This window comes from Hymenobacter monticola (assembly GCF_022811645.1).
In the GTDB taxonomy this organism is placed as follows: domain Bacteria; phylum Bacteroidota; class Bacteroidia; order Cytophagales; family Hymenobacteraceae; genus Hymenobacter; species Hymenobacter monticola.
This window is the reverse complement of the sequence record NZ_CP094535.1, coordinates 74,015-96,891: the sequence shown is the minus strand read 5'-3', so window position 1 is coordinate 96,891 and position 22,877 is coordinate 74,015. Positions and strand designations below refer to the sequence as shown.

Annotated in this window: 22 protein-coding genes and 1 pseudogene; 7 read left to right on the top strand and 16 right to left on the bottom strand. The window is 63.5% G+C overall.

The genetic code is table 11. The annotated features are described in order from the left end of the window. Positions 1-11 precede the first annotated feature (11 nt). The 5 genes from MTP16_RS23825 to MTP16_RS23805 form a co-directional block, all read right to left on the bottom strand. Positions 12-902 carry an SMP-30/gluconolactonase/LRE family protein gene (locus MTP16_RS23825; RefSeq protein WP_243520212.1) on the bottom strand — a complete coding sequence of 297 codons (891 nt, stop codon included), beginning with the start codon at positions 900-902 and terminating at the stop codon, positions 12-14. A 33-nt stretch (positions 903-935) separates the two neighbouring features. Further along, on the bottom strand, positions 936-1,703 hold the full coding sequence (locus MTP16_RS23820; RefSeq protein ID WP_243520455.1) for an SDR family NAD(P)-dependent oxidoreductase: 768 nt from the start codon (positions 1,701-1,703) through the stop codon (positions 936-938). Positions 1,704-1,773: 70 nt separating this feature from the next. Next, positions 1,774-2,634 carry a fumarylacetoacetate hydrolase family protein gene (locus MTP16_RS23815; RefSeq protein WP_243520210.1) on the bottom strand — a complete coding sequence of 287 codons (861 nt, stop codon included), beginning with the start codon at positions 2,632-2,634 and terminating at the stop codon, positions 1,774-1,776. 18 nt (positions 2,635-2,652) lie between these two features. Beyond that, positions 2,653-3,417, bottom strand: coding sequence for an SDR family NAD(P)-dependent oxidoreductase (locus MTP16_RS23810; protein WP_243520208.1), 765 nt, complete (start codon positions 3,415-3,417; stop codon positions 2,653-2,655). 57 nt (positions 3,418-3,474) lie between these two features. Further along, the gene (locus MTP16_RS23805; RefSeq protein ID WP_243520206.1) at positions 3,475-5,190 is read right to left on the bottom strand and encodes an IlvD/Edd family dehydratase; all 1,716 of its coding nucleotides are present in this window, start codon (positions 5,188-5,190) and stop codon (positions 3,475-3,477) included. A 181-nt stretch (positions 5,191-5,371) separates the two neighbouring features. Here MTP16_RS23805 and MTP16_RS23800 point away from each other — a divergent pair, with 181 nt between their 5' ends. The 3 genes from MTP16_RS23800 to MTP16_RS23790 all read left to right on the top strand — a co-directional run bounded on the left by MTP16_RS23800 (position 5,372) and on the right by MTP16_RS23790 (position 9,522). Then, positions 5,372-6,247: an AraC family transcriptional regulator gene (locus MTP16_RS23800; protein ID WP_243520205.1), complete on the top strand. Its 876-nt coding sequence runs from the start codon at positions 5,372-5,374 to the stop codon at positions 6,245-6,247. A 174-nt stretch (positions 6,248-6,421) separates the two neighbouring features. Beyond that, entirely contained in the window at positions 6,422-8,833 is a 2,412-nt protein-coding gene (locus MTP16_RS23795; RefSeq protein ID WP_243520451.1) for a mechanosensitive ion channel family protein, read from the top strand. A gap of 20 nt (positions 8,834-8,853) precedes the next feature. Then, positions 8,854-9,522, top strand: coding sequence for an RNA polymerase sigma factor (locus tag MTP16_RS23790; protein WP_243520448.1), 669 nt, complete (start codon positions 8,854-8,856; stop codon positions 9,520-9,522). 15 nt (positions 9,523-9,537) lie between these two features. Here MTP16_RS23790 and MTP16_RS23785 read toward each other — a convergent pair whose 3' ends face one another. Further along, a complete protein-coding gene (locus tag MTP16_RS23785) occupies positions 9,538-10,428 on the bottom strand; it encodes a helix-turn-helix domain-containing protein (RefSeq protein WP_243520446.1) in 891 nt (296 codons plus the stop codon). 220 nt (positions 10,429-10,648) lie between these two features. Here MTP16_RS23785 and MTP16_RS23780 point away from each other — a divergent pair, with 220 nt between their 5' ends. The 4 genes from MTP16_RS23780 to MTP16_RS26130 all read left to right on the top strand — a co-directional run bounded on the left by MTP16_RS23780 (position 10,649) and on the right by MTP16_RS26130 (position 13,230). Beyond that, positions 10,649-11,389, top strand: a complete 741-nt coding sequence (locus MTP16_RS23780; protein WP_243520444.1) for a pirin family protein — start codon at positions 10,649-10,651, stop codon at positions 11,387-11,389. Between the two features lie 59 nt (positions 11,390-11,448). Then, the gene (locus MTP16_RS23775; RefSeq protein WP_243520442.1) at positions 11,449-12,264 is read left to right on the top strand and encodes an SDR family NAD(P)-dependent oxidoreductase; all 816 of its coding nucleotides are present in this window, start codon (positions 11,449-11,451) and stop codon (positions 12,262-12,264) included. A 93-nt stretch (positions 12,265-12,357) separates the two neighbouring features. Continuing rightward, positions 12,358-12,855, top strand: coding sequence for a cupin domain-containing protein (locus tag MTP16_RS23770; RefSeq protein WP_243520440.1), 498 nt, complete (start codon positions 12,358-12,360; stop codon positions 12,853-12,855). A 42-nt stretch (positions 12,856-12,897) separates the two neighbouring features. After that, positions 12,898-13,230, top strand: coding sequence for a transposase (locus tag MTP16_RS26130; protein WP_380286591.1), 333 nt, complete (start codon positions 12,898-12,900; stop codon positions 13,228-13,230). A 147-nt stretch (positions 13,231-13,377) separates the two neighbouring features. Here the strand turns inward: MTP16_RS26130 and MTP16_RS23765 are convergent. From MTP16_RS23765 to pcaH, 10 genes and pseudogenes are all read right to left on the bottom strand, one after another. Then, positions 13,378-14,652: pseudogene (locus tag MTP16_RS23765) on the bottom strand (malic enzyme-like NAD(P)-binding protein); the annotation flags it as partial. 37 nt (positions 14,653-14,689) lie between these two features. Next, positions 14,690-15,895 carry a 3-oxoadipyl-CoA thiolase gene (pcaF, locus tag MTP16_RS23760; RefSeq protein ID WP_243520438.1) on the bottom strand — a complete coding sequence of 402 codons (1,206 nt, stop codon included), beginning with the start codon at positions 15,893-15,895 and terminating at the stop codon, positions 14,690-14,692. A 28-nt stretch (positions 15,896-15,923) separates the two neighbouring features. Further along, positions 15,924-16,250 carry a DUF3861 domain-containing protein gene (locus MTP16_RS23755; protein ID WP_243520436.1) on the bottom strand — a complete coding sequence of 109 codons (327 nt, stop codon included), beginning with the start codon at positions 16,248-16,250 and terminating at the stop codon, positions 15,924-15,926. An 18-nt stretch (positions 16,251-16,268) separates the two neighbouring features. Further along, positions 16,269-17,618, bottom strand: coding sequence for a 3-oxoacid CoA-transferase (locus MTP16_RS23750; RefSeq protein WP_243520435.1), 1,350 nt, complete (start codon positions 17,616-17,618; stop codon positions 16,269-16,271). Then, entirely contained in the window at positions 17,615-18,850 is a 1,236-nt protein-coding gene (locus MTP16_RS23745; protein ID WP_243520433.1) for a 4-hydroxybenzoate 3-monooxygenase, read from the bottom strand. Before MTP16_RS23745 ends, MTP16_RS23750 begins: the two co-directional genes overlap by 4 nt. Positions 18,851-18,855: 5 nt before the next feature. Next, positions 18,856-19,242 (bottom strand): 4-carboxymuconolactone decarboxylase, encoded by a 387-nt coding sequence (pcaC, locus tag MTP16_RS23740; protein WP_243520431.1) that lies wholly within the window; start codon positions 19,240-19,242, stop codon positions 18,856-18,858. Positions 19,243-19,253: 11 nt separating this feature from the next. Then, positions 19,254-20,033, bottom strand: a complete 780-nt coding sequence (gene pcaD, locus MTP16_RS23735) for a 3-oxoadipate enol-lactonase (protein ID WP_243520429.1) — start codon at positions 20,031-20,033, stop codon at positions 19,254-19,256. Between the two features lie 11 nt (positions 20,034-20,044). Continuing rightward, positions 20,045-21,403 (bottom strand): 3-carboxy-cis,cis-muconate cycloisomerase, encoded by a 1,359-nt coding sequence (gene pcaB, locus MTP16_RS23730; RefSeq protein ID WP_243520427.1) that lies wholly within the window; start codon positions 21,401-21,403, stop codon positions 20,045-20,047. Positions 21,404-21,552: 149 nt separating this feature from the next. After that, complete coding sequence (pcaG, locus tag MTP16_RS23725; protein ID WP_243520425.1) at positions 21,553-22,152, bottom strand: protocatechuate 3,4-dioxygenase subunit alpha; 600 nt, start codon at positions 22,150-22,152, stop codon at positions 21,553-21,555. Continuing rightward, positions 22,152-22,838: a protocatechuate 3,4-dioxygenase subunit beta gene (pcaH, locus tag MTP16_RS23720; RefSeq protein ID WP_243520423.1), complete on the bottom strand. Its 687-nt coding sequence runs from the start codon at positions 22,836-22,838 to the stop codon at positions 22,152-22,154. Before pcaH ends, pcaG begins: the two co-directional genes overlap by 1 nt. Positions 22,839-22,877: the final 39 nt, after the last annotated feature.

Here is a 22,877-nt window from a genome sequence, read left to right as displayed (position 1 = left end):
GCAGTGGGCAGTTAGCCGTTGAATTCGTTGGTGGGCAGTCCCTGGAAACCGCAGTCCTTCAGCACGAACAGCGCCCCGGCCCGGGGCTGGGTGCGCAGCTGCGGCTCGCTCAGGCCGGTTCGGGCCGAGGTAATGTATAAGTCCCGCAACTCGGGCCCGCCGAAGGTGCAACTGGTCACCTGGGCCACGGGAAGCCAGATGCAGTGCAGCAGCTGGCCCGTGTGCGGGTTGTAGCGCCCCACCCGCCAGCCGCCCCAGAAGGCGACCCACAGCATGCCCTCCGCATCAATGGTCATCCCATCGGGGTAGCCATCGCCGGCCGTGAATTGAATGACCGTTTGGGGAGCACGAATGGTCCCGGTAGCCTGGTCGTAGGCAAAGGCCACCACTTCGTAGGTCGGCGTGTCGATGTAGTACAAAGTCTGGCCATCAGGACTCCAGGCCAGGCCGTTGGACATGGAAACCGGCTGGTGCTGCCGCTTCACCGTGCCATCGGCCTCCAGGCAATATAGACTGGCCTGGTTGGGCAGCTCGGCGTAGGAGGTCGTCCCGGCCCAGAACCGGCCGGCCGGGTCGCACTTGCCATCGTTGAACCGGTTGCCGGGCAGCGCCGCTTCGGGGCTGGCCACCATGGTTACCTCGCCCGTTTGCCGGTTCACGAAGCCGAAGCCGTGTTGCAGGGCGGCCACCAGGCCGCCCCCGCGCCGCAGGGCCACGGCCCCAACCATCTGCCCGACGCTAACGGTCGAGTGAGTGCCGGTTGCCGGCGTAAACTCGTGAATGTCTCCGCCCAGCAGGTCAATCCACAGCAGCGTTTGGGTATGGGCGTCCCAGACCGGGCCTTCGCCCAACTGGCACGGATGCTGAACAACAGCTTCTAAGGTCGAGGGCGGGGTTTCCACGAGGCAGGTAGCAGGGGAGGGGAATGGGGAGGGCTAAACCGGTTCCGGGCCAGGGCTGATGCTCGTCCAGCCCCCGTCGACCACCAAGCTCTGGCCGGTGATGTGGCGGGCGTGGTCGGACACCAGAAACAAGGCGGCCTGGGCGATGTCGGCCACGGTCGCGGGCCGGCCCATCGGGGTCAGCTTTTGCCAGGTGGCTTCGTACGCCGGGTCGTCCTGCGTGCGTTCGGTCAGGGTTGCGCCCGGCGCCACCGTGTTCACGGTAATGCGGTGCTCCGAGAGCTCAATCACCAGGCTTTTGGCCAGCATTTCCAGGGCGGCCTTGCTCATGCCGTAGGCTGACAACTGCTTGTGAGCCTGATGCCCGGTGACGGAGGACGTGAACAGCAGCGCGCCGCCGCTGGCTTGCTGCTTCATCTGGTTGGCCGCGGCCTGCGCCAGAAAAAACGTGCCGCCCAGGTTCACCTGCATCACCTTGAAAAACGACTCGGGGCTGTAGGTCAGGAAGTCGCCGAACAGCGTGATGCCGGCGTTGGCGATGACGATGTCGAGGTGGCCAAACCGGCTAGTGGCTTCGGCCACCAGCTGCTGGATAAAAGCCAGGTCGCCGGCGTCACCAGCCAGGGGCGAGCAGGTGCCCGGCCCCTCTTGCTGGATGCGCTTTGCCGCTTCGCTCAGCAGGCTGCCGTCCAGGTCATTGAGCAGCACGTGGGCACCCTCGCGGGTCAGCTGCCGGGCTATCTCGAAGCCGATGCCCTGGCCGGCGCCGGTCACGATTGCTACTTTTCCTTCAAAACGCATCATGGGGGATTGCTGGCGACTGGTTGACGCCGTTTCCATTACTGAAATAGTTGCCATTGCAGGGTGGCCGTTAGGCCGGTTCGTAGGCTTGGACGGACTGGCGCGAGGTGCCCAACCCCTCAATGCCCAGCTCCACCACGTCACCCGGCTTCAGGAATACCGGCGGCTTGAAGCCCAGCCCCACCCCGGCGGGCGTACCCGTGGAGATGATATCCCCGGGCAGGAGCGTCATAAACCGGCTGAGGTAGGAAATAAGAAAGGGAATCTTGAAAATCAGCTCGGCGGTGGTGCCGTTCTGCATGGTTTGGCCGTTCACCGTCAGCCACAGGCGCAGGTTATCGACGTCGGGAATTTCGTTGGGCGTGGCCAGGAACGGCCCCATCGGCGCGAAAGTATCGCAGCCCTTGCCCTTGTCCCAGGTGCCGCCCCGTTCCAGCTGAAACTCGCGCTCCGATACGTCGTTGTGCAGGCAGTAGCCCGCCACGTAGCTCAGGGCCTCGGCTTCGGTCACGTAGCTGGCCCGCTGGCCAATGACCACGGCCAGCTCCACTTCCCAGTCGGTTTTCACCGAGTCGCGCGGAATGACAATCGTATCGTTCGGGCCGACCAGGGCCGTGGTAGACTTCAGGAAAATAATGGGCTCCTGGGGCACCGCCGCGCCGGTTTCGCGGGCGTGGTCGCCGTAGTTGAGGCCAATGCACACAATCTTGGACGGCCGGGCCACGGGCGGCCCGAGCCGGGTGCCGGGCGGCACCACGGGCCACGCCGTTGCCGGGCGCGCGGCCAGCGCGGCGTGCAGCTGCTTCAACCCGCCCTGCGCAAAAAATGCCTCGTCGTAGTCGCGCACGCTGGCTGAAACGTCCAGCCACTGGTCGCCTTGTATGATGCCGGGCTTTTCCTGGCCAGCCTCGCCAAATCGGATTAACTTCATCGTGGTACGGGTGGGGATTTAGGTGCTGAGGGTGGTGACGCCGCCGTCGATGGGATAGTCCACGCCCGTGATGAAACTGGCCTCGTCGGAGCAGAGGAACAGGGCCAGCGCGGCCACTTCGTCGGGGGTGCCCATGCGGCCAATGGGCTGGCTCTGCGACAGCTTAGCAAACATTTCGGGGGTGTTGTCGGGGTAGTTGTTGGCCAAGTAGCCGTCCACGAAGGGCGTGTGCACCCGCGCCGGCGAGATGCTGTTGCAGCGAATGTTATCGGCCAGGTAGTCGCGGGCCACCGACAGGGTCATGGCTGCCACCGCGCCCTTGCTCATCGAATACCCAAAACGGTCGGCCAAGCCCACCAGCGCCGCAATGGACGACATGTTCACAATGGTTCCGCCCCCGTTGGCTTTCAGCAGGGGAATGGCCGCAAACAGGCAGTTGTAGGTGCCCTTCACATTGACCCGGTAGATGTTGTCGAAATCGGCCACGCTGGTTTTTTCCACGTTGCCGATTTGTGCAATGCCGGCGTTGTTGACCAGGATATCGAGGGGGCCGATTTGTTGAAACGTGGCCAGTACGTCCGCTTGCTGGCTCACGTCGCAGCTGTGCGCGCGGGCCTGGCCCCCGGCGGCCGTAATTTCCGCAACCACCGCCTGCGCGGCTTCTACGTTGCGCTCCAGCAGGTGGACCAGCGCGCCCTGGCCGGCCAGCACCAGCGCAATGGCCTTGCCAATGCCGCTGCCGCTGCCCGTTACCACGGCGGTTTTGTTAGCTAATGAAAACATAGTGGGAGAAGATAACGCTGCGCCACGACGGCAGGCAGCAGGTGGTAAGCAGTCAGGTTAGTGGGAGTCGCGGACAACTTCGCTGCCCGAGCCGCCGCGCAGAAAATCGAAGTCGGCGCCCAGGTGGGCTTGCTGCACGTGCTGCTGAAACAGCCGCACGTACCCGCGGCTCACCAGCGAATCGCCGGCCTGCAGATGGGCTTTGCGCCGCTGTATTTCTTCGTCCGTCAGTTCCACGTGCAGCGTGCAGCCCGGCACGTCCAGGGTGATAATGTCGCCATGCTGAATGATGCCCAGCGTGCCCCCGGCGGCGGCTTCGGGAGCCACGTGCAGCACCACCGTGCCGAAGGCCGTGCCGCTCATCCGCCCGTCCGAGATGCGCACCATGTCGGTCACGCCCTGCGCCAGCAGCTTGCCGGGAATGGCCATGTTGCCGACTTCCGGCATGCCGGGGTAGCCCTTCGGGCCCACGTTTTTCAGCACGAGCACGCTGTCGGCCGTCACGTCCAGGTCGGGGTCATCAATCCGGGCCTTGAAATCCTCGATGTTCTCAAACACCACGGCGGGGCCGGTATGCTGCAGCAATTCGGTACTGGCGGCGGAGGGCTTGATAACGGCCCCGTTCTCGCACAGATTGCCCTTTAGCACCACTACGCCGGCCACGGGGTTGAAAGGCTTATCGACCGGGGCCACCACGTCGCGGTTGTAGCACTCGCTGGTTTCGTAGTTCTGCCGGATGGTATTGCCGTTCACCGTGAGGCAGTCGTTGTGCAGGAAGGCGGCCAGCTCCTTGAGCACTGCGGGCAGGCCCCCGGCATAGTACAGGTCCTCCATGAAGAACTGCCCCGAGGGCTGCAAATTGGCCAGCAGCGGAATGCCCGCCGTCACGTGGTTGAAGTCGTCCAGGCTCAACTCCACGCCGATGCGCCCGGCAATGGCCAGCAGGTGAATCACGAAGTTGGTCGAGCCGCCGATGGCGGCGTTGGCCATCATGGCGTTTTCGAAGGCCGGGCGCGTGAGAATCTTCGACAGCTTCAGGTCCTGGCGCACCATGTCCACGATGCGCATGCCCGAGAGGTGCGAGAGTACCTTGCGGCGGGAGTCGGCGGCCGGAATGGCCGCGTTTTGGGGCAGCGACAACCCAAGGGCTTCCACCATGCAGGCCATGGAGGAGGCGGTGCCCATCACGGCGCAGTGGCCCGAGCTGCGGCACATGCTGGCCTCAATGCTTTCGAACTGGTCCAGGGGCAGCTGGCCCGAGCGGTTGGCTTCGCTCAGCCGCCACAGGTCCGAAGTTCCCACGGGTTTGCCTTTGTAGTTGCCCGTCAGCATGGGGCCGCCCGAAATCACCAGCGTAGGTAAATCGACGCTGCACGCGCCCATCACCAGGGCCGGCGTGGTTTTATCGCAGCCGCAGAGCAGCACCACGCCATCGACGGGGTTGGCGCGGATGGATTCTTCTACGTCCATGCTCACCAGGTTGCGGTAGAGCATGGCGGTGGGCTTCATCAGCGTCTCGCCCAGCGACATGACCGGGAACTCGACCGGGAAGCCGCCGGCCTCGTACACGCCCCGCTTCACCGACTCTGCCAAGTCGCGGAAGTGGGCGTTGCAGGGCGTCAGCTCCGACCAGGTATTGCAGATGCCGATGACCGGACGGCCATCAAACTCGTGCGAGGGAATGCCCTGGTTTTTCATCCAGGCCCGGTAAATGAACCCGTCCTTACCGGTACGGCCAAACCATTTGCGGCTTCTAAGTGGTTGTTTATCCACGCTGTAATGTGGGCCGGGGGCCCGGGTGCGGGTGGGAAATAAGTGAGGGCTTACTGTTGGTAAGCGGAATGTAAAGCTCCCGAAAACCCACCCGTCGAAAAAGCACTGCATTTGCTACTTTTGATACACTATTTACACTACGTGAGGCAAGTGGCGTAGTCAACGCCGCGAATCGTACCACATGAGAACTGTTTTCCGCGAAATCACCCCCGCCCTGGATGCCAGCTTTACCATCCGGCAGGAACAGGCGGCGCAGTTTGCGGCCCCTTTCCACTTTCATCGGGGCTACGAGCTGGTGCTGATTGTAAAGGGACAGGGCAAATTCTATGGCGGCACGCAGGTGCTGAATTTTGCCGACGGGGACCTGTACCTGTTTGGCCCCAATTTCCCGCACTACTTCGTCAACGAGCGCACTTTCGTCGAGTCGGGGGCCATTGCTCACTCCATTTTCCTGCAGTTCCGGGACGATGCGCTGGAGGGCGCTTTGGGGCATTTGCCCGAGCTGCAAGCCGTGAACAAGCTGCTGAAGCTGGCAGTCGCGGGCATCAAGTTCAGCGCGGCCGAAGCGCCGGTGCGCCAGTTCTTCGTGGAGATGGCCAAGCAGAAAAGCGCGGGGTTGCCGGCATTGCTGCAATTCCTCCATTTGCTGCACCAGTTGGCCTTAGTAAAGCGGCGCAACCTGCTGTTTATCGACCCGCTGGTGGAAAAGCAGTCCCCCGGGGCCGGCGATGACAACCGGCTCGACGCCGTTTACCAGTACGTGCTCGGACATTTCAGCGACGAACTCACCACCAAGCAAGCGGCCTCGCTGGCCTGTATGCAGGAAGCCGCCTTCTGCCGGTACTTCAAGCGGCGTGCGAAGAAGACCTTTTCGCAGTTTGTCAATACCGTACGCATCACGCACGCCACGCACCTGCTGACCCAGGAGAGCAGCGTCTCCGCCATTTGCTACGCCAGCGGCTTCAGCAACGTCTCGTATTTCAACCGGCAGTTCAAAGCCATTATGGGTACTTCTCCTTTGGAATACCGCAAAACGCTGCGGGAAGAGGCCAAGTAAGGATACAACAGCGTCTTTTCGGGCGCTCATCCCGGCTATTCAACTACCAATTGGGCACGTTCACGCAATTCTGCTAGCCGCTAGCGAGAACCAGCCGTTGCTTTGTGAACACTTCCATGCGGTGCCGCCAAGCAGGCCAGCATTTCTCATCCGAGATTCTAACTGCCACTTCCTATGAAAAGAGCATTCTTGCTCCCCCGCAAGCTGCTTTGGCCCGGTATACTGGGCCAGCTACTTGGGATAGTAGTATTGCTCGGCCTGCCCGCGTTAGCCGCCGCCCAGTCGGTGGGGGGCCCGGCCGCCGATTCCGGAAGCGCAATTGCCCGGCCGGTGGTGCCGCTGGCTGCCGATTCCAGCAGCGCCGCCCGTAGCGCCCGCGTGGAAGCGGCTTACCTTACGCTGGGGCACATCAATGCCACGGCGCGCAGCCTGGCCAATACCGCCGACATCACCACGCAGCTGCCCGGGGTAGAAACCAACCTGCACACCATTTATAACAACCTGACCCAGTTTGGGGCAGTCGTTAGTGCCCGGCAGCTGCTCACGTTTCGGGTGCTGCTGAAGGATATGCGGCAGGATTTGACCGCGTGGCGGGCCGCGCTCATCCAATCGGGTCACCAGTTGGATACCATGCAGCTGCAGTTGGCCGGCCTGCGCCAGCAACTAGGGCCACCCTCGGCCGACGACCAGGTGCCCGGCGATACGGTGCTGACCCAAACGCTGGCCAGCATCCGGCGCAAGCAGCAGCGCACTGCCCTGCTCGTGCAGCAACAGCAGCGCACGCTCCAAACCCTGCAAAACCGGGTATCGGGCAACTACATCCACCTGCTGGAGCAGGAAGACATTTTGAGCGAGCAGTTTCGCAAGCTGGGCATCAGCAGCCTGCAGCCCGATGCCCAGCCGCTCTCCCGCGCCGTAGCAGCCGACACGACCCAGCAGGCCCGACTTGGCGAGAAGCTGCAGCGGGCCTACGCCGGTCAGCAGCAGCTCTTGGCCTACTATTTCAGTCAGCACAGCGGGGGCTGGGGCTGGCTGCTGGTTATTGGCGCATTGTTCTTCTGGTGGGTATTTCGCAATTTTCGGCAGGCCAGTCAGGTAGCCCCTGAAAAGGCCCTTGACCACCGCGCCCTCATTCAGCTGCGGCCCTTTCCCGTGACGGGCACCCTGGTCGTGATGCTGAGCTTGGCGCCCTACTTTTCCTTGCAGGCCCCGGCCGGCTACCTCGACCTGCTGCAGCTGCTGGTGTTGCTCATGCTCACCTGGCATCTGGGCCGCACCTGGCCCCGGCGCCTGTATTTCTGGTGGCTGGGGTTTGTGGCCATACTGGTGGCGCAGAATGCGCTGCTGGCCGGGCCATTGCCGGGGCCGGGCCTGCGCTGGGTCCTGATTGGCTGCAACCTGGTGGCGGCCGGACTTGGCATCAGGTGGGGCCGGCGCGCCAGGCAGGCGCCGGAGCTGAACTGGTTTGTGGGGCCGGTGCTGTTTTTGTACGCCGGCCTGCAGGTGGCGGCAATTATCAGCAACCTTACGGGCTACCTGAGCCTGGCCAAGCTGCTCACCAGCACGGCGGCGAATTCCCTGCTGCAAATCATCGCCCTCTCAACCCTTATCGACCTGCTTACCCAGGCCCTGAACCTGCAAATGCAGCGCATCCGTCTGAGCAATGGGGTGTCGAGCCGGTTCAACTTCGACGTCATTGAGCGGCACTCTACCACCTTGCTTTCGGTGGTGGCCGTGGGGCTGTGGCTGATGGCCTTCTTCACCAATCTGAATCTGTATGCCCTGGTGGGAGGCGCGGTGAAGTACTTGCTCATCACGCCCTGGGAAGTGGGCACTGTCTCCATTTCGCTGCTTAACGTGCTGCTGTTCGGGCTCGTAATTTTCCTGACGGTGCAGGCCCAGAAATTCGTGGGCTACTTCTACGGCGATGCCGACGACGACGAATTCAATCCCCGGCTCGACCGCAAGGGCTCGAAGCAGCTCATCATCCGGCTGGTGGTGTTTGGGATAGGCGCCACGCTGGCGGCGGCGGTATCGGGCCTGCCCGTCGATAGAATCGCCCTCGTGTTTGGCGCCCTGAGCGTGGGCATTGGCCTGGGCCTGCAAAACATCGTCAATAACCTGGTATCGGGCATTATCCTGATTTTTGAGCGCCCGTTTCAGATTGGCGACTACATCGAAGTGGCCGGCAAAACGGGCCGGGTCAAGGACATCGGCGTGCGCTCCAGCAAGCTCATTTCCATGGCCGGCTCCGAGATTATTGTGCCCAACGGCGACCTGCTCTCCAATCACGTCATCAACTGGACGCTGAGCAACAATCACATGCGCGTGTCGCTGGACCTGAAGCTGGCCGCCACCACCGACCTGGAGCATGCCCGGGAGCTCATCAGCGAAGAAGTGCTGGCCAGTCGAAACGTGCTGCAGCAGGTGGAGCCCGAAATCCTGCTGCGCGGCATTGCGGGCCAGGTGTACGACCTGCAGGTGCAGTTCTGGATTAACAACATTCGCCACGAGCAGCAGCTCAAAAGCGAAATCCTGGCCAGCATCTACAAACGCTTTGGCGGCGAAGGCATCCTGTTAAACTAGCCTTGTAATGGGCGTTTCCAATGACTAATCTTTCTGGTACCCTACCCGCCGGCAGCCCCGTTGAACGCCCGGGATTTGGCTCCGCCGCAAGCGGGCATTTTTCGCCCCAGGCCCTCCGGGATTTTGAGCTGATAGAGCGCATCCTGATTCACAAGGATGAGAAGGCTTACACCGAACTGCTGGACTACTACCGGCGGCCGGTGTTCCACCTCATTTACCGCATGGTGCGGCAGACGGAAGTAGCCGAAGACCTGACGATGGAGGTCCTGACCCGGGCTTACCGCTACCTGGCCAGGTTCCAGCCCGTGTTCGCCTTCAGCACCTGGCTGTTCCGCATTGCCACGAACCATTGCATCGATTTTCTGCGTCGCCGCCGCCTGCAGACGGTTTCGCTGCAAGCCGCCATCGTGGTGGCGGACCGGGAAAGCAGCTTTTTTGAGTTGCCGGATGCCGCGCTTACGCCCCAGGAAATGCTCATTCAGACGCAGCGCAACGAGCACCTGCGCCGGGCCGTCGCGCAGCTTCCCCCGCTTTACCAGCACATCGTCGAACTGCACTATTTTGAGGAGTTGAGCTACGGGGAAATTGCCACTCAGCTGGGCTCGTCGCTGGCCGCCGTGAAAAGCCGTCTGCACCGGGGCCGTGAGTTGCTCGCCCAGCAGCTGTCCAGCACGTTGGCGCGGGTGTGAGCGGGGGATGGTTGGCTAGTCAACGCCTACAGTCAGGCCCTTGCGGTACTCCAATGGCGAGATGCCAGCCAGGTTCTTGAAGAACTTGCCGAACGTGGACTGGTCGTTGAAGTGGAGCTTATCGGCTACCTGGGCAATGGTGAGCTCCTTCTGCTGGAGCAGCACCTTAGCTTCGAGCAGCACCATCTCGTCAATCCACTCCCCAGCGGTTTTGCCGCTTTCGGCCTTGATGACGGTGGAGAAGTGCTTGGGCGTGATGTGCAGCAGCTGGGCGTAGTAGGAAACGTGGCGGTGGCGCAGGTGGTCGCGGGCCAGCAGATTTTTGAACGTGAACAGCAACTGCTGATTGTGGGTAAACGCGGGCGGACTGGCCGCCCGGTTGGCCTCGTGCGCGGCGGCAACCTCGTGCAGCAGGATGTAGAGCAGGCTGCGCACAATGGCCGGCGTGTAGGCCGTGTTTTCCCGGATGGTCTGGGCGACCAACTGGTAGTAGGTGTTGAATTTTTCGTGCTGCGCCGGGCTGAGGGGCACTACGTGCTGGTCGGGCCGATGCAGGAAGTCGAACCTTTCCAGGTAGGTCACGTCGGCCTGGCTTTTCAGCAGAAAGTTCTGGTCGAAGAAGAGGGTGTGCGCATCGAAGGAACCGTCGGTGCGGCTGAACTGGCGGATGACGGTGGGTGCAATCACGAAGACGGCCGGGCCCACGAAGTGGTTGGGAAACAGGTCGGTTTCCACCCGCAGCTCGCCCTGGTGCAACAGGCATACGGCGTAGGCCTCGGTGCGGTGCGGCTCGAAGTTAATCCGCTCGTGCTGGTGGAAGTGGAGGAGAAAAAACTCGGTGGACGCCCCGCCCACGCCGACTTCCTGCTGCAGGGAGGGCATGTCGTAGGACGAAATGGTCGGCATCGGGCGCGGCGGGTAAGGGACGGTCAGGCGAAGATAGGAAGGTGGCCCGACGCCCGGCACCCGACCTTTTGCCCAATCTCCCCGACTTTATGCCCTTCCCTCCGGTCGCGGCCCGGGGGACCTTTACAGTATCATTCCTGCCGTTGGTAGCGGGGCCGGCTGGTGCCGGTCGCTCAGCGCCGACGCCTGCATTCCCACCCACAGTCAGTCATTCTTTGTCATGTTAGTAGTCAACCCCGCCGCGCAACGGCCCGGCAACAACGGCGGCGCTTTCCGCATCGCCCGCACCTACCCCGGCATCAACTTACAAATAACCGGCGACCACGGCTTGGGGCCTTTGGGCTGCTTCGACGATGCCAGCATGCAGCCCGGCTTCGTGGTGGGCATGCACGAGCACCGCGACGATGAAATCCTGACCTACATGCGCCGGGGCCAGATGGTGCACACCGACAGCCACGGCAGCTCAGCCACCGTCACGCCCACGCACCTGATGATGATGAACGCCGGGCGGACCTTTTTCCACGAGGAAACCAACCCGCGCACGAGCACCGAGCCGGTGGAACTGCTGCAAATCTTCATTCGCCCCAGCGCCCCGAACCTGCCGCCGGCCGTGCAGTTCCACACCTTCCCCGAAGCCGTGCCGACCGATGGCTGGCGCCTGGTCGGTGGCCCCGCCGAGGCCGCGGCCCCGCTCACCATTCGCAGCCAGGTGTGGGTGCACGACCTGCGCCTGACCGACGCCGAAACCGCCCTGCCCGACTTGCAGGGCCTGACCGGTTACCTGCACGTGTTCCGGGGCACGGTCACCATCCCGGGCCACCACCTGACCCTGAAAACGGGCGACGGCCTGGTTATCGAAAACGAAGCCATCCAAGTGGCGGCGCAGGGCCCGGCCGACCTCGTCTTTTTCCGCCTCGACCGCCAGGCGGCTTACACCCGCACGGGCAAATATAGCGGCTAGCGGCCTTCGGAGCGCCCTTTTTACTCTTCTTCCTTCTCACCCATTATCCTCTTTCGAACATGCCTGTTTCCGATGTAACCAGCCATCCCCTGGCCGACCTGATTTCCCTCCACGGCCGTAGCGCCGTCATTACGGGCGGGGCCAAGGGCCTGGGCCTAGCCATTGCCCAGCGCCTGGCCGAAGCCGGCGCGCAAGTAGTGCTTGGCGATGTGGACGAGTCGGCGGCCCTGGCGGCGGCCGAGCAAATTGCGACCACCTACGGCGTCACGGCCGTGGGCGCGAAGCTCGACGTGGCCGACGCGGCTTCCATCTCCGCCCTGGCCGATTTGGCCGTGGCCCGCTTTGGCCAGCTCGACATCTGGGTCAACAACGCCGGCATTTACCCCCTGGCCACGGCCCTGACCACGACTGATGCCCAGCTTGACCTCGTGCTCAACATCAACCTGCGCGGCACCTTCATCGGCTGCCGCGAGGCCGCCGTGCGGATGCTGGTCGATGCGGCCGGTACCGGCAAGGTCATCATCAACATTGCCTCCACCTCGGCCTTCAACGTGAACGGCAACGCGGCTCACTACGTGGCCTCCAAGCACGGCGTGGCCGGCACCACCAAAGCCTTCGCTACCGAGCTGGGCCCTAAAGGCATCCGTGTGGTGGCCATTGCGCCCACGGCCACCAAAACGCCCGGCCTGGAAGCCAATATCCAATCCTCGGATGCCGTAAAAGCGGGTCTGGAAGCGTTTGCCAACCGCCTGCCGCTGGGCCGGGGGGGCGTGCCCGACGACATTGCCCGCGTCGTGCTCTTCAGCGCCTCGGACCTGGCGGCGTTTGTGACCGGCATCGTGATTCCCGTGGATGGTGGCGAACAGGCCGCCTGAACAAGCGGGCTCACCTTCCAACACGTAAAACAGCTCCTGGACGTCGGGATGGGCACCGGCCCGGTGTCCACCGGCATTACTCTTCGTTCTCTTATGCGTCCTACGGCCATTAATCTCTTCCCCGCGCCTACCGGCCCCGCCCTCTCCATTGCCGGGGGCACGTACCGCATCATCACCAGCGGGGCGCAAACCAATGGGGCTTATGCCGTCATCGACATGCTGGTGCCCCCCGGCAGCGGTCCCGGTCCGCACGCCCATCCCGACGTCCAGGAGCTGTTTTACGTGTTGGAAGGTGAGGTCGTGTTCCGGTCGGACACGCAGACCACCACTGCGGGCCCGGGTGCCCTCGCGGAAATTCCGAAGGGCGGCGCGGTCCACAATTTCACCAACGAGTCGGACGCCGTCGCGCATTTGCTGTGCGTTGTGGTGCCCGCCGGCCTCGACCAGTTCTTCGTGGAAATCGGGCAGCCCGTGGCTCTCGGCACCTTTTTGCCCAGGCAGGCCCCGAGCCCGGAGGCCCTACAAAAGCTCCAGACCATCGGCAGGGAATACGGTCAGGAATTCTTCTCACCCGACTATTTTACCAGGTAATCGGATGGGTACCCCGGTCACTGTGGAGCGCCTCGACGAGCGATTGTCGATGCTGCCCGCGCAAATCCCACCTGCGCGCTGAAGAGCAAGTGTTGTAAGATTACCCGCACGGCCTACAGTGCCCCGTATTGCCGGGCGCTGGCCCGGCAGCAGAGCCGCGCAGTTCGACGCATGCGCCGATTACGGCAACGCACGGTGGAACCCGTAGTTGGCAGCTTACTGCCGCACGATGGGCTGCGCCGGGTCAGCACTCGGGGGCGCAGCAGCGCTCATAAAACGATGCTGCTCACGGCCATCGCCTTTAATCCAAATAAGCTGCTTAAGCACCCGCCGACAAGAACACCAAGCTTAGCCATCGCTCTGCCCAAGACATAACTGGAGGGGCCTATTTCGCCCTTTTGACCCAGGTATCAAGCCCGGTGGCATCTGCTTGAAAAATAGGAAGTGAGCATGGACCGGCAGTTCTGCCACATCCACCGCGCCTTTTTGGAGCACTCAAGCAGTCAACAATTAAATGTTGAGGTTTACTCCTAAGCGAAGCCTTAACTCCTCGGTGTAAGCTTCCCAGTCGGTGATGGGCCGCTGAGCTACGCCGCTAGCCATTGCCGCGCGGGCCACCGCTGGCGCCACGGCAAAGAGCAAGCGTGGGTCTAATGGGGTAGGAATTAAGTATTGCCGGCCGTAGGAAAGCGAATCATCTCCGTAAGCTAAATGCACTACTGCGGGCACCGGTTCCCTCGCCAGGGCCGCAAGGGCGTGCACGGCGGCCAGCTTCATGGCCTCATTTATTTCGGTGGCGCGCACGTCCATAGCCCCCCGGAAAATGTAGGGGAAGCCCAGCACGTTATTCACCTGGTTGGGATGGTCGGAGCGGCCGGTGGCCATCACCACGTCGGGGCGGGTGGCCAGGGCCAGCGCATAGGCAATTTCCGGGTCCGGGTTGGCCAGGGCGAAGACGATGGGGTCGGGGGCCATGGCGAGTAGCAGCGCGGGTGGCAGCATGTTGGCGGCGGAGAGGCCAATGAAGACGTCGGCGCCGGCCAGCGCCTCATCCAGCGAGGTGAGCGGCTGGTCGGTGGCCAGTTCCTCCTTTTCAGCGCTGAGGTTTGGTCGCCGGGTCGTGATGACGCCCGTAGTATCGAGCACCACGGTGTTTTCGCGCCGCAACCCTAGGGCTACGTACAGGCGCAGACACGACACCGCTGCGGCCCCCGCACCGTTCACGACCACGCGCACATCTTCAATGCGCTTGCCGACCAGTTCCAGCGCGTTCAATAGCGCGGCCGCCGAAATAATGGCCGTGCCGTGCTGGTCGTCGTGCATGACGGGAATGGATAGGTGCGCGCGCAGTTCCCGCTCGATGCGGAAGCATTCCGGCGCCTTAATATCTTCCAGGTTGATGCCGCCAAACGTGGGCGCGAGCACCCTCACCACCCGGATGAATTCGTCGGGGTCGGTAGTATCCAGCTCCAGGTCGAAGCAGTCGAGGCCGGCAAATTTCTTGAACAGCACGGCTTTGCCTTCCATCACCGGCTTGCTGGCTTCCGGGCCCAGGTTGCCGAGGCCGAGCACGGCCGTACCATTCGAAATAACGGCTACCAAATTGCCCTTGGCGGTATACTGATATACGTCGTCTTTATGGGCCGCAATCCGCAGGCAGGGCTCGGCCACGCCGGGCGAGTACGCCAGCGCCAGGTCGCGCTGGGTGCGCATGGCTTTGGTGGGCACTACTTCGAGCTTACTTGCGGGGTGCTGGGTGTGGTAATCAAGCGCTTCCTGCTGGCTTATTTTTATCATGGGGTTGATGTACTCGATGGCTGGAAGTCGCGCCGGGTTAGGCGCGCTCAATGATAACGGCGTAGCCCTGCCCAACACCCACGCACATCGTGACGAGGGCGAAGCGCTTGTTTTGCTCGTGCAACTCCAGGGCCGCCGTGTTGAGGATACGGGCCCCGCTCATGCCCAGCGGGTGGCCCAGAGCAATGGCGCCGCCGTTTGGGTTGATGCGCGGGTCATTATCTTCGAGGCCCAGGCCGCGAATGCAAGCCAGGGCTTGCGCTGCGAAAGCTTCATTGAACTCAATCAAATCCATCTGGTCGAGGGTGAGGCCGGCTTTTTTTAGGGCCAACTGGGAGGCCGGCACCGGGCCGATGCCCATGAACCGGGGCTCGACACCGGCCACGCCCATGGCCACGATGCGGGCCAAAGGCGTGAGGCCGTGTTGCTTCAGTCCTTGCTCGGAGGCAAAGAGCAGGGCGGCGGCCCCGTCGTTCAGGCCCGAGGAGTTGCCGGCGGTGACCGAGCCGGTTTTGCGGAAGGCAGGGCGCAGCTTAGCCAACCCTTCCAGCGTGGTATTGGCCTTGATGAACTCGTCATGGGCAAACCGCACCGGCTCGCCCTTACGCTGCTGGATGGGCACCGCCACGATTTCCCGCGCCAGGCGTCCCGACTCCCGGGCCCGGGCCGCCCGCTGGTGCGACGCGTAGGCAAACCGGTCCTGGTCTTCGCGGCTGATGTGGTCGCGCTCGGCCAGGTTCTCGGCCGTTTCGCCCATGGCATCCACACCGTACAACTCTTCCATTTTCGGGTTGATGAAGCGCCAGCCAAAGCTGGAATCGGCCATTTGGGCGTCGCGCCCGAAAGCAGTGCTGGCTTTAGATATGACCAGTGGGCCGCGCGTCATGTTCTCCACGCCACCGGCCACGAACAAATCGCCGTCGCCACTCTGGATGGCGCGGGCCGCCGCCACGCTTGCTGAGAGGCCCGAGGCGCAGAGCCGGTTCACCGTTTCGCCGGGTACGGAGGCGGGCAGGCCGGCCAGCAGCAGGGCCATGCGCGCCACGTTGCGGTTGTCCTCGCCGGCCTGATTGGCGCAGCCCAGAATAACGTCGGCGATGGCGGCCGGGTCCGCGGAAGAATTGCGCTGCAGCAATTCCCGGATAACCAGCGCGGCGAGGTCATCGGGCCGCACGGGCGCAAGGCTGCCGCCAAAATTGCCGATGGGGGTGCGGATGCCGTTAACGAGGTAAGCAGTATTCATAGAGAGGGGTGGAGAAGGGCGCAGGAATCTATTCGGGCGAAACTACCCCTTCTTTTGGAGGGGGCCCGCCTTTTAGCTTCTTCATGAATTCGCTGAAAGTGGGCCGGAACTCCGCAAACAGCGGCAGCTCGCGGTTTTTGAGCATGACTTCACTGAAGAGTTTGAGGCCGATAGCAAATTCGGCGGCCTGGCCGGGCTCCGCGAAAAGCTGGCGGCCTTCCATGCGGGCAATGATGCTGAAAATGTCGTCGTGGTTGTCGAATTCGATTTCCATGGGCGCGTGGGTGGGCTGGTCGGGTGCGGCCGGGGCCAGGTGCTCCAGGCGTAGGCGGTAGTGGTGGGCGCGTTTGGCCATGATAGACAGCTTTAAAGGTTAATGGCTAAGCCTTTCAATAAAGGCGGCCGCCGTTTTGGCCCGCACTTCATCCAGCGTAGCGCCCGGCATCAACTCGATGAGCGTAAGCTGGCCAGACTGGTATTCAAACACGGCCAAATCAGTAATGACCATATCGACCACGCCGTGCGCCGTCATGGGCAGGGTGCATTCGGGCACAATCTTGCTGGTTCCGTCGGGGTCGGCGTGCGTGAGCGTGACGATGAGCTTGCGGGCCCCCGAGGCCAGATCCATGGCCCCGCCCACGCCCAGCAGCGGCTTGCCCGGTACGGCCCAGTTGGCGAGGTTGGCGTGGCTGTCTACTTCCAGCCCGCCCATGATGGCCACGTCGACGTGCCCGCCGCGTATCATGCCGAACGAATCGGCGCTGTCGAAGTAGGAGGAGCCGGGCAGGGCCGTGACCGGAATCTTGCCGGCGTTGACCGGGTAGTCCAGCGCGCCGCCCCCGTCCGTCGGCGCGGGGCCGACGCCCAGCATCCCGTTCTCGGTGTGCAGGATGATGCCGTGTTCGGGCTTGATGAGGTCGGCCACCAGCGTAGGAATGCCGATGCCCAGGTTCACCACATCGCCCTGCCGCAGCTCGGCGAAGGCGCGGGCGGCCATGTGCAGCCGGCTGGCGCTGGGGGCGCGGCCCGTGCTGGTGGAAGCAGAGCTGCCCAAGTCGGCCAGTGTGACGTGAGCCTGCACCAGGAAATCGACAAAGCAGCCGGGCGTGTGGATGTGGTTGGGGTCCAGCTCGCCCACCGGTACGATTTCCTCGACTTCGGCAATCACCACATCGGCCGCCGTGGCCATGGCGCGGTTGAAATTCTGTTCGGTGAGGCGGTAGGTGAGGTTGCCGGCCGTGTCGGCTCTCCAGGCCCGGATGAAGGCCACATTGCCCCGAATGCCTTCGATAAATACTTGTTCCTGCCCTTTGAGCGTCATCGTGGGTCGCCCTTCGGCAATGAGCGTCCCCGCTGAGGTAGGCGTGTAGAAGCCGCCGATGCCGGCCCCGCCCGCCCGCAAAGCCTCGGCCAGCGTACCCTGCGGTAGCAACTCGTACTCCACCTGGCCGCTTTGAGCGGCTTTCACGGCGTCGGGGTTGCTGGTGAAGAAGGAGCCAACCATCTTCCGGAGCTGTCCATTCAGCAGCAGCCGACCGCCGCCCAGACCGGCTTCGCCCACGTTGTTGCCGATGAAGGTCAGGTTCTGGGTGCCGGTTTCGGCCAGGGCGTGCAGCAGGTGCACGGGGTTGCCGGTCATGCCGAAGCCGCCGCCGAGCAGCACGTCGCCGTCGCGCACTTTGGCCGCCGCTTCGGCCGCCGATATTTGAGGTACTTGTTTCATAAAGCGTGCGAAAGGGGTGCTAGCGGCGCAGCGGCGCGCTGGGCGGCCAGGCCCACGTAGTTTTCGGCAATGACCTGCGAAGCCGCCGGGCTGGTGGTGAGCAGTTGAAAGCGCGACTCCTGCAGGTGCTGGTCGAAAGCGGATTTTTCGGGGTTGAGGTGCAGCAGCTCGGTCATGTAGTTCGAGAATTCCTGCACCCGCCACACCCGGCGCATACAAGCAGCCGAGTAGGTGCGCAGCAGCTCGCCGTCGCCGGTCTGGTACCAGGCGCGCAGGGCGTCGAACAGCGTTTTGGTATCGGCCACGGCCATATTTAGTCCCTTGCCGCCGGTGGGCGGCACGATGTGGGCCGCGTCGCCGGCCAGAAACAGGCGCTCGTACTGCATGGGCTCGGTCACGAAGGAGCGCATGGGGGTAATGGTTTTTTCCAGAATCGGGCCCTCCCGCAGTGACCAGCCTGCGGTGCCCAGGCGGGCGTGTAGCTCCTCCCAGATGCGCGCATCGGGCCAGTCCTCCACGGTATCGGTCACGGCGCACTGCACGTAGAGGCGGCTGCGCTCGGAGGAGCGCATGGAATGCAGCGCGAAACCGCGCTCATGGAAAGCGTAAATCAGCTCGTCGGTGCTCGGCGGCACCTCGGCAATAATGCCCAGCCAGCAGTAAGGATAGGTCTTATCGTAGGTCTTGAAAAAGCCCGCCGGGGCCGCCCGCCGGGCAATGCCCTGAAATCCGTCGCAGCCGGCCACAAAGTCGCAGGCCAACGTTCGCTCCTCGCCCTGATAGGTATAATAGATGAGCGGTTTAGCGGTTTGCAGGCCTTCGATGCGGGTGGCCTCCGCTTCAAACAACAGCGGCGCGCCCTGGGCCAGCCGCTGCTGGATGAGGTCTTTGACCACCTCCGTCTGGGCATAAATGGTGACGCAAGCACCACCCGTCAGCGCCGAAAGGTTGATGCGGTGGCGGCGGCCGTTGTAGCTCAGCAGCACGCCTTCGTGCACCAGGCCTTCGCGGTCGAGGCGGGCAGCCGCGCCGGCTTCGCGCAGCAGGTCCACGGTGCCCTGCTCCAGCAGGCCGGCGCGCTGGCGGGCCTCCACGCGGGCGCGGGGCCGGTTTTCGAGCACCACGGCGCCGATGCCCTGCTGGTGCAGCAGTTGGGCCAGCAGCAGCCCGGCCGGGCCACCACCGATGATGCCAACCTGGGTGCGGGTCGGGATTTCAGGCAAAGTTTCCATAGGAATCAGGGCGTGATGTCGAGCTGGGCGAAAACCTGCGTGGCGGCGTGGTAGGCCGCATTGGCCGCCGGCAACCCGCAGTAAATACCCGATTGTAGAATGACTTCCTTGATTTCGGCCACCGTCACGCCGTTGTTGAGGGCGGCCCGGACGTGCATTTTGAACTCGTCTTCGCGGTTGAGGGCGATGAGCATGGCCAGCGTAATCAGGCTGCGGTCGTGCCGAGGCAGGCCGGGCCGGGTCCAGACTTCGCCCCAGGCGTAGCGGGTGATGAAGTCCTGGAAATCGGCGGTGAAATCGGTGCTACCGGCCGTGGCGCGGTCCACGTGCTCGGCGCCCAGCACCTCGCGGCGGACTTTCATCCCGGCCTCGTAACGTTCTTCCTGGTTCATAGCTAAGAGAGTTAAGCGCGGAGAAAGCGGAGCAGCGCGGCGTTGAAAGGGGCGGCGGCTTCCACGTTGGCGAGGTGCGCGGCGCGCAGCACCACCAGATGGGCGTGGGGGATGTATTGCTCCAGGTATTTACCGTCGGTTTCGGTGGTCACGGGGTCGGCACTGCCGGCGAAAATCTGCGTGGCGACGGGGATTTGGCGGATGTCTTTCCAGAAGTCGGCGTCGCGCACGGCGGCGCAGCAGGCTGCGTACCCGCTGGGCGAAGTAGCCGCCAGGCCGTCCAGCACACGGGCCACCGCCTCGGGCTGGCTGCGCCGGAAGGGCGGTGTAAACCACCGCGCGGCCGTGGCCGCGGCCAGTCCGGCCAGCCCTTCGGCTTCTACTTGCGCGATGCGCGCATTCCAGCTGGCCGCGTCGCCAATCTTAACGGCCGTGCTGCTGAGTACCAGCTTCAGCAGCCGCTCGGGCGCATTGATGCCCAGCCATTGCCCCACCAGCCCGCCCAGCGACAAGCCGCAGAAGTGGGCCTGCGCAACGCCCAGCCCGTCGAGCAAATCGAGCACGTCCTGGCCCAACTGCGCCACCGAGTAAGGCCCCGCCGACACCGTGCTGCGGCCGTGGCCGCGGGCGTCGTAGCGCAGCACCTGGAAGTTGCCCGCCAGCGCCGGCAGCTGCGCATCCCACATGGTATGGTCGGTGCCTAACGAGTTGGAAAGCACCACCACCGGGGCCGTTTCCGGGCCGGTCAGTTCGTAGTACAAAGGACCGGTATCAGTAGTGAGCAGCGGCATGGGGCGGAAGGCTAGGCAGGTGAAACCAAGGCGTGAAAACGCGCTAGCACGGCATCGGTGAAGTGCTGGCTGAGGCCCGTGGCGCGGGCCGGGTCAAACACGGCCGCCAGCTGTTCGGCCGACAGGTGTTGCCGGACCACGGGCTCATCAAACAGGTAGTCTTGCAGGTGCCGGCCTTGGCGGGGGGCTTCCTGGCTGGCTTTTTCGATGAGCTCGTGCGCGGCTGCTTTGCCCAGGTGCGGCGTGAGCGCCACCGTGATATCCTCGGCAAAAACCAGCCCCTGCGTGAGCGCCAGGTTACGCTGCATGCGTTCGGTATCGACTTCCAGCCCACTTATCAGGTCGATGGCGTGAGTGAGCGCGGCGGCTGTCAAGCTGCAGAGTTCGGGCAGCACGTCCCATTCGGCGTGCCAGGCCCCGGCGGCCCGCTCGTGCTCGTGCTGGCTTAGGCCCGTGAGCAGCGTGCTCACTAGCGCCGGCGTGCGGCCAGCAATGGCCGTCAGAAACGTGGCGGCCACCGGGTTGCGCTTGTGCGGCATGGCCGAGGAGCCGCCCTTGCCGGGCGCGGCTCCTTCGCGCAACTCACCCACTTCGGTTTGCATGAGCAGCACCACGTCGTGGGCCATTTTGCCCAGCAGGCCGCACAAAATAGCCAGGGCTGTGGCTACGTCCACCAGCCGGTCGCGCTGGCCGTGCCAGGGCAGCAGTGGCACCGGGAGTTGCAGCTCCCGGGCCAGTTGCGCAGTCACGGCCGGTCCCTGCTCACCCAGGGTCGCCAGCGTGCCCACGGCGCCGCCAAATTGCAATACCAACGCTTCGGCATGAACCTGCGCCAGCCGCTCTTGGGCCCGCAGCAGGCCATCGAGCCAACTCGCCACTTTGTAGCCGAAGGTGATGGGCCGGGCCTGTTGCAGCAGCGTGCGGCCCATCATCGGGGTGTTGCGGTGCCGGTTCGCCAGCGCCGCGAGGTGCTCATAGAGCTGGAATTGCTGCGCATCCAGCCAGTGCAGCGCGGTTTGCAGCTGCAGCATCAGGGCCGTGTCCAGCACGTCCTGGCTGGTGGCTCCAAAATGCACATACTTGGCCGCTTCCGCATCGCGCCGAGCCACCCGTTGCGTGAGGGCCTTGACCAACGGAATGGCGGGATTGCCGGCCAGCAAGGTTTGCTGCGCTAGGGCTTCCTCATCCCATTCTGTTTCCCGGCACACGGCCGCGATAACATCCGCCGCTGCGGCCGGAATCACCCCGGCGGCGGCTTCCGCTTTGGCTAGCGCTGCTTCTACCCGCAGCATGCACGCGAGCTGCACCGGGGCGGCAAACAGCGCGTCTTGCTGCAGGTTGGTGAAGAGCAGGTGCGTGAGCGAGGGCATAATGGAGGGAAGACTGAATTATCAGAAAACGGTCATGCTGAGCTTGTCGAAGCATCTCTACCGCTTCGTTGCTATGCATTGATTACTTCGGCAAGCGAGATGATTCGACTGCGCTCAGCATGACATCCTTTTTTATTGAATTAGATAGTTCAGACATCGAAAAACACGGTTTCTTCGGCCCCTTGCAGGTGAATATCGAGGTGGTAGCCCGGCAGGCCGCCGCCCGCCACGCACCGGGCCAGTAGCGTGGCGCGGCGCTCGGACGGCACCGCGTTCAGTAGCTCGTCCTGCCCATTGGCGGCGGCTTCATCTTCAAAATAGAGCCGGGTACGCAGGCCGTGCAGCGAACCGCGCATGAACAGCGTCACGTTGATATGCGGGGCCTGGCCGGGACCAATAGCCCCCGGCTTGATGGTTTCAAACCGAAACACGGCCCCCGCCTGCGTGCCCGTGCCCACCCGGCCAAAACCTGTGAATTCGCTGCCGTCATCATCGCGCGGGTTAATGGGCGCGGTCCGGTACTGGCCTTGGGCGTTGGCCTGCCACAGCTCTACCACGGCATCGGGCACGGGCGCCCCCTGGCCGTCGAGTACCCGGCCGGTGATGTAAATGTGCTCGCCGGGCGTGGCCGGGCCCAGTAGCGCGTGGTGCACGATGCTGTCGTAGGGGTAGCCGTACTGCTGGGCCGTGAGGCTGTAGGCGAAGAACGGCCCCACGGTTTGCGAAGGGGTTTGGCGCAGGCGTTCCATTACTCAAACAGGATTTGGTGGCGGCCACCGAGCACGATGTTGAACTCGTAGGCCAAGGCAAACTCGGGGTCGGTCCAGTCCATGCGGAACTTGGCCACCAGCAGCTCGCGGGCGTGGGCGGGCACCGATTGGTAAATGGGGTCAAACTCGAATAAGGGGTCGCCGGGGAAGTACATCTGCGTCACGAGCCGGTGCGCCAGCTGGTGGCCCAGCACCGAAAAGTGGATGTGGTTGGGCCGCCAGGCGTTGTGGTGGTTGCCCCAGGGGTAGGCTCCCGGCTTGATGGTGTAAAACGAGTAGCGCCCCTCGCGGTCCGTCAGCACCCGGCCACCGCCCAGGAAGTTGGGGTCGAGCGGTGCGTCGTGCACTTCGCTGCGGTGCACGTAGCGCCCCGCCGCGTTGGCCTGCCAGATTTCGAGCAGCACATTGGGCTGGGGCCGGCCGGCCTCATCAAGCACCCGGCCCGCCACCTTGATGCGCTCGCCGATGGGCTCGCCGTTCACGCGGGCGTTTTTGGTGAGGTCGTTGTCGAATTGTTGCAGCACCGACTCGCCGAATACCGGCACGCTCAGGTCCTTAATCAACTCGCGCACTGGTAGCAGCGGCCGGGTAGGGCTGCGCAAAATGGTCGATTTATAAGGCGGGTACAGGTGCGGGGGCTGCACGTCAAAATTTACGAGGTCCATCGAGCAGGAGAGAGTAAAAAAGAACGTTGTAAGTCAATA